This is a genomic window from Succinivibrio faecicola, from assembly GCF_019448115.1.
Classification (GTDB): Bacteria; Pseudomonadota; Gammaproteobacteria; order Enterobacterales; family Succinivibrionaceae; genus Succinivibrio; species Succinivibrio faecicola.
This window is the reverse complement of sequence record NZ_JAGFNY010000005.1, coordinates 72,226-78,732: the sequence shown is the minus strand read 5'-3', so window position 1 is coordinate 78,732 and position 6,507 is coordinate 72,226. Positions and strand designations below refer to the sequence as shown.

5 protein-coding genes and 1 tRNA gene are annotated in these 6,507 nt (G+C 35.6%); 4 read left to right on the top strand and 2 right to left on the bottom strand.

From position 1 onward, the window contains the following. Positions 1–124: 124 nt before the first annotated feature. The gene (locus tag J5V48_RS02910; protein WP_219936932.1) at positions 125–928 is read right to left on the bottom strand and encodes an inositol monophosphatase family protein; all 804 of its coding nucleotides are present in this window, start codon (positions 926–928) and stop codon (positions 125–127) included. Between the two features lie 125 nt (positions 929–1,053). Here J5V48_RS02910 and J5V48_RS02905 point away from each other — a divergent pair, with 125 nt between their 5' ends. Next, positions 1,054–1,581, top strand: a complete 528-nt coding sequence (locus tag J5V48_RS02905) for a UPF0149 family protein (protein ID WP_219936930.1) — start codon at positions 1,054–1,056, stop codon at positions 1,579–1,581. A 324-nt stretch (positions 1,582–1,905) separates the two neighbouring features. Next, entirely contained in the window at positions 1,906–3,306 is a 1,401-nt protein-coding gene (locus J5V48_RS02900; RefSeq protein ID WP_219936928.1) for an IS4 family transposase, read from the top strand. Positions 3,307–3,355: 49 nt separating this feature from the next. On the opposite strand, the gene uvrB is transcribed toward J5V48_RS02900, so the two are convergent. Further along, complete coding sequence (gene uvrB, locus J5V48_RS02895; RefSeq protein WP_219936926.1) at positions 3,356–5,410, bottom strand: excinuclease ABC subunit UvrB; 2,055 nt, start codon at positions 5,408–5,410, stop codon at positions 3,356–3,358. Between the two features lie 224 nt (positions 5,411–5,634). On the opposite strand from uvrB, the gene J5V48_RS02890 reads away from it, so the two are divergent. Both J5V48_RS02890 and J5V48_RS02885 read left to right on the top strand, forming a co-directional pair. Then, a tRNA-Asn gene (locus J5V48_RS02890) sits at positions 5,635–5,710 on the top strand. 204 nt (positions 5,711–5,914) lie between these two features. Further along, on the top strand, positions 5,915–6,466 hold the full coding sequence (locus J5V48_RS02885; protein WP_219936924.1) for a DJ-1 family glyoxalase III: 552 nt from the start codon (positions 5,915–5,917) through the stop codon (positions 6,464–6,466). Positions 6,467–6,507: the final 41 nt, after the last annotated feature.

The following is a 6,507-nucleotide window of genomic DNA, read 5'->3' as shown; positions in this document are numbered from 1 at the left end:
TTTTCGCTATGATCTTGGCTCCGCACCTGATCTCAGGACTTGCACCTGTTAGCTAACGTACATGCCGTGCACACAATGAAAAAGGCTGACAACTGTCAGCCTTCATTTCAGATTGAATTATTTCTTACTTTAAGATTGCAGGTAATGTCTGAGCTTCACAAACCTTGAGCAAACAACGTAACATTGCAGGATTTCCGCTAACTAGGTTACCACTCTTTACATAGCCTTCCTCGCCTGCAAAATCTGTGGTAATGCCACCAGCTTCACGAAGAATTAACTCACCTGCAGCAAAGTCCCATGCCTTTAAGCCCTGCTCTAAGTAGCCGTCAAATCTACCACAGGCAACATAGCATAAATCAAGACTTGCACTGCCCATACGACGTACATCAGCACAGTTTGAAATCAGGCGTGAAAATAGAACTAGATAAGCTGACATTCTGTCACGATATCTTGTAGGGAATGCAGTTCCGATGATTGCTCCATCTAGAGAATCACGGTTAGAAACGCGAATTCTGCGACTGTTTAGGTAAGCACCTTCACCTCGAGATGCAGTGAACATCTCATTTAAAACAGGATCAAAAACTACACCAATTTCTGTCTTACCATTGTGGCGTAAAGCAATTGATACTGCACAGTGAGAAATTCCCTGAACAAAGTTTGTTGTTCCGTCAATAGGATCGATAACCCACTGATATTCAGAATCAGGATTACCTAAAAGACCAGCTTCCTCAGTTAGGAATGAATGATCTCTGTATGACTTCATTAGTGTGTCAACAATTACCTTTTCACACTGTTTATCAATACTTGTAACAAGATCATCTTTATTCTTTGTAGTGATTTCAAAGTTATCCTGCTGACCGATGTTACGAGCAATTAAATTACCAGCCTGGCGTGCAGCACGTACTGCAATGTTAAGCATTGGATGCATCTTTTAATTCCGTTTTTCAAAAAGCAATTCAGTAAAATGAATGTATCTGTGGTGACACACAAACCTGTGCCTATTATAATACATAAAATAGATTTTTATAAAAAAATTAGTGAAAAGGTTATCTTATGACTGTAAAAAACGGCACCTATACAAAGGTATTAAACGATCTTAACAAAGCAGGAATCACCACTACACCTTTTGTCTGGACATCTTTAATGATAGGAATGATGTCAAAGGGTGTTGAAGCTGGTTCAAGAATTTTCATAAATTCTTTTTCTTCACTTTTAAATGACAATCAGCCACTTCCAGGAGAAATTATCGCTGTTCTTACAAATCTTGGTATGGATTTAAAAGAAAAGATTGAAAAGGGAGATGAAGATTTATTCAGCATGCCTGATTCTTCTTTTGACAAAAAACTAAGACTTCAAACTCTTGCTGACCTATCTTACGGTTTTGCTTTAGGCCTTACTGTAAATTCAGAAGACGGCTCTTTAGAGAAAATCAAGGACAAGGAAATGCTTGCAGATTTAGCTACCATTAGTGAAGTTGCAAAAGTTGATATTGAAGCAGAACTTGATGAGGAAGATCTTGATAACGTATTAGGTTTCATGATTGATGTAGCTCAGAAAAACTATGCGTTAAATCAGAACTGATATAATTTTATTAACCTGCAAAAAAGAAGGCATTTGCCTTCTTTTTTTCATACCCAAGATCTTAGTAACTATTTGAAAATCAAGGGTATTTATTAAATTACTACCTGACAGCCAATCAGCAGGTAAAGTTCTTTAAAAATTTGATATACAAATCAATAGGTTAAAAAATTAACTTTTCGTTAAAACGCCAGATTTTGATGTGTTTTTTCCAAAAAATTGGACGATTGAACGGAAAGTGGATAAATGATGTTAACTATATGATTTTTAAATAAAAATGGGATTTCCCATGTTATAATAAAAGTACGTCAACAACAAGGAAATCCCATGTCAAAATTATCTATATTCCCTGCATCTTTGTCAACAGCTCATTCATTCACAACTGTTTTATCTAAGGATAACTTAAAGCAGTATGCTCGTGATTGTGGTGCATTAAAGAGAGAGCGTAAGTTCTCTATTTCAGACTATATTCTGACTTCACTTTCACAGATGAGTAAGTCAACAGAGAAGTCTGAATTTACTCTTCGCTCTGTACATGATGCTTACTTAAGAGGCTGCAAAAAGTTAGGTAAATCACTTTTAACTCATAAGTGCATACATAAGCAGTTACAGTCAAAAAATACTCTTGAAGTTATTAAGACTATGTTGTCAGAACTAATGACAGCTACCTTTAGTAAGAGCTTTCTTAAAAATCTTAAGAAGTTCATTAGTGGGGATTTAAAGTCTTTATTAGAAAAACTTAAGGTAGATGACATCATTTTAGTTGACGGCACTGAAATAGACCTATCATACTCATGCGCTGATAACTTTGAATGTAAAGGCAAAGGAAGACCACATACTGATGGCTCTGCACCTAGACCTGGTTTAAAGCTTCATATAGCTTTCTCTGTGTTAAGACAAAGTTTCGTATATGTAGAAATCACAGAAGCTGTTGGCTCTGAAAGAGATTCTGTTCTTACTGACAGATTCCATAACTGCCTGATTATCTGTGATAGAGGCTACGTAGACGAAGAGCTTGAACAGAGAATTGCTAATAGTGGTAACCTTTACCTTATCAGAGGTAAATTAAGCACAGCTGCTACCATTGATAGGGCTATTGGTGATGATGGTAAGGCAATACCTAAGTTTAATGGTAAAGCTGTAAATAAATTACCAGCCCATACTTGTGCTGACTTAGATGTTACCTTTGCTTCAGGTCATAAGAACAGAGTTATTGTCCGTTACAACCCTAACTGTACTGACGATGATAAACGTTCTATCTTAAGAACTAATATCCCTAAAGACAGATTAGGAGCTAAACAGATTTACCTGCTCTATAGACTCAGATGGGCCATTGAACTGTTTAACAAAGCAAATAAACGCAGTAACTGCTTAAAAAGCATTAACTCTGCTAATGAGAATATCATTCTATCTTTTATCCTGTTGTCTTTAGCTGTTTCTATCATCAAAACCTTTACCGGGCTTAAATGTGCCAAAGGTAATAGTTTTGAATGGATTTCAATGCTAAAGCTCCATAAACAGAATGACTGCTTTGATGTTTTATTCAATGCCTTACTTTTCCGTAAGTCGTCCACTGTATATCAAATTTTTAAAGATCTTCTCGATGACATAGCTCTGCGCTGTCAAAGAACAAAGCCATCTAATCGAGATATTTCTAAATTGAAAGATCTGCCTACTTTAGTGTGGCAGATCGTTAACCAACCAAATCCTTCTGCTAAAATTGCTTAAGGTCTTGGGTATGTCTTTTTTTTCTAACTGTATCGCCAAATTCATACTTCTAATCAGTTTCAGAAAGATCTATTCCTGGTAGAAGAATAAGAGCCTGTCTTAAATCTGCAATTTCATCTCTGATAGCTGCAGCTTCCTCAAATTTAAGTTCTAATGCTAGCTCCTTCATGCTCTTTTCTAATGTTTCAATTCTCTTTGTAAGATCCTTTGCATTTATGCGCTTTGACAGAGTCTTCTGCTCCCATTGAGCACGAGATATAGGTTTAGCTCTTTTCTCTTCAGGAACCTTAAAGGAATTGGACTCACTGATTGCAAGATCCATTACATCAACAATCTTTTTGTTAATTTGCGTTGGAACAATATTATGCTCTTTATTGTATTTTTCCTGAATTGCTCTACGTCTTGCAGTCTCATCAATAGTGATCTGCATTGAAGGTGTTATCTTGTCTGCATAGAAAATGGCTCTTCCGTTTACATTTCTTGCAGCTCGTCCTACTGTCTGTATAAGTGATCTGTCTGATCTTAAAAAACCTTCCTTATCAGCATCAAGAATTGCAACTGTTGATACCTCAGGCATATCAAGACCTTCTCTTAAAAGGTTAATACCAACAAGAGCATCAAACTCACCTAATCTTAGATCGCGAATGATTTCCATTCTTTCAACAGCATCAATATCAGAATGAAGATATCTTACTCTAATATCATGATCTGAAAGATATGATGTTAATTCTTCAGCCATCTTCTTAGTCAGTGTTGTAATAAGTACGCGCTCATTTTTTTTGGCACATGAGCGGATTTCTGACATAACATCATCAACCTGACTTGCAACAGGTCTTACCTCAATTATCGGATCTAAAAGACCTGTAGGTCTAATAACCTGCTCTACAATCTGACTTGATTCATCAAGTTCTAGCTGAGCTGGGGTTGCAGAGACATATAAAGTCTGTGGCTGTAATTTTTTAAATTCATCAAACTTCAATGGACGGTTATCATATGCAGATGGTAGTCTGAAGCCGAAATTTACAAGACTTTCTTTTCTTGATCTGTCTCCTTTGTACATTGCTCCTATCTGGGGAACTGTTACATGGGACTCATCAATAATGAGCAATCCGTCTTTTGGAAGATAATCAAAAAGACAAGGTGGAGGAGCACCTTCTTCTCGACCTGTAAGATATCTTGAATAGTTTTCAATTCCTGAGCAGTAACCTAACTCATTTATCATTTCGATATCATAGGTTGTTCTCTCTCTTAAGCGCTGCTCTTCTAGTAACTTGTTTTCGTTAAGAAAATACTGACATCTGTCATTTAATTCTACTTTTATTTCATCAACAGCTCTTTGCAGGATCTCTTTTGGGGTTACATAATGATTTTTTGGAAATACAGTAACTCTTTTAAGTTTCTGTAAAGTTTCACCTGTTAGAGGATCAAATGTCTTAATGGATTCTACACAATCATCGAATAGTTCTAATCTTATGGCATATCCATCTGACTCTGATGGATAGATATCTATTACGTCGCCTCTTACTCTGAAAGTTGATCTTTCAAAACCGATATCGTTTCTTGTGTACTGAAGTTCAGAAAGCCTTTTTGTTATATTATCCTGAGTTATTTCCTCTCCTACTGTTACATGAAGCATCATTTTTAAGTAGGTTTCAGGTTCACCTAAACCATAGATTGCAGAAACGGAACAAACAACAATAACATCCTTTCTTTCCATCAAGGCCTTTGTGGCACTTAATCGCATCTGATCGATATGATCATTAACCTTGGCATCCTTTTCAATAAAGGTATCTGATGCTGCAACATAAGCTTCAGGCTGATAGTAGTCATAGTAGGATACAAAGTATTCAACTGCATTTTCAGGAAAAAACTCCTTCATCTCACCATAAAGCTGAGCTGCAAGAGTTTTATTATGAGACAGAATCATTGTTGGTCTGTTCAGCTTTGCTATAACATTAGCCATAGTAAAGGTCTTACCTGAACCTGTTACACCAAGCAGAGTCTGTGCCTTATCCTTATTTAAAAACCCATTTACGATCTTATCTATTGCCTCTGGCTGATCGCCAGTTGGCTGAAAATTAGCATGCAGTTTGAATTCTTTCATTTTTATCTATTCCGTGAACTGAACAAGACTATTATAGTATTATTAGGCGATCCAATTAAATTTTATGATTTTATATTTTCTTTTTTATAAAAGTGCATATATATGCGTATTGTAAAATTTTCATTGATTTTAATAAAAAAATTTTTCAAACTTTTGTTGACACAATTGAAAACAGCCTTTATAATCATCTCCGTTTTCAAGAGATTGAAAACAAAAATCTAAGTTCCTCCTTAGTTCAGTCGGTAGAACGGCGGACTGTTAATCCGTATGTCGCAAGTTCAAGTCTTGCAGGAGGAGCCACTCATTTTATTCCCTAAAGAAACTAAATACAATCTTAGTTTATTCTTTGTATTATTTCAGCTTACTATCTGATTTTTATCGTATTTTATTATTTATTAACAGAATTTCATTTGTTTCTTGACCTACAACTAACTTTAATATTAACAAAGTTGTCGTTATTCTAATCATTAAATAAAATTACAAAAAAAACTAGTGGAGAGAAAAATGAAGACTGCATTAATAGCCATGGCAAATGGCACAGAAGATATTGAAGCAATTACAACATTAGATATATTAAACAGAGCTGGAATCAAAGTTACAACTGCTTCAGTTACAAGCGATAATACCAGAATGATTAGACTGTCAAATGGAACTGTAACAATCTGTAATATGACTATTGATGAGGTCTGCGAAAACTACGACATAGTAATCGTTCCTGGCGGTCCTGGCACTAAAACACTTGCATCTTCTGAAAAACTTATAACCATTCTGAAAAAACAAAAAGATGAAAAACGTCATGTAGCAGCAATCTGCGCAGCTCCTGGAGTTGTTCTATATAATAAAGGAATTATAGATGATGGTACTGTAATGGCAGGTTTTCCAGGAACAGAAAACGGATACGACAATTTCACTGATAAAGGTGTAGAAGTTTCTGGAAACGGATATATTATTACAGGAAGAGCGCCAGCATATACAATGGAATTTGCTCTTACCATTGTAAAACAGCTTATTGGCATATCTGCATATCAGGACGTTTTATCAAGAATTTATCCATAAAAAATACCTGATATTTCTATCAAGGTATTGTATTAATTCTG

Excerpts from the sequence above, each read along its gene's own strand:
- J5V48_RS02900 (WP_219936928.1), top strand. The coding sequence starts at position 1,906 with ATGTCAAAATTATCTATATTCCCTGCATCTTTGTCAACAGCTCATTCA.
- J5V48_RS02910 (WP_219936932.1), bottom strand. The coding sequence starts at position 928 with ATGCATCCAATGCTTAACATTGCAGTACGTGCTGCACGCCAGGCTGGT.
- J5V48_RS02885 (WP_219936924.1), top strand. The coding sequence starts at position 5,915 with ATGAAGACTGCATTAATAGCCATGGCAAATGGCACAGAAGATATTGAA.
- uvrB (WP_219936926.1), bottom strand. The coding sequence starts at position 5,410 with ATGAAAGAATTCAAACTGCATGCTAATTTTCAGCCAACTGGCGATCAG.
- J5V48_RS02905 (WP_219936930.1), top strand. The coding sequence starts at position 1,054 with ATGACTGTAAAAAACGGCACCTATACAAAGGTATTAAACGATCTTAAC.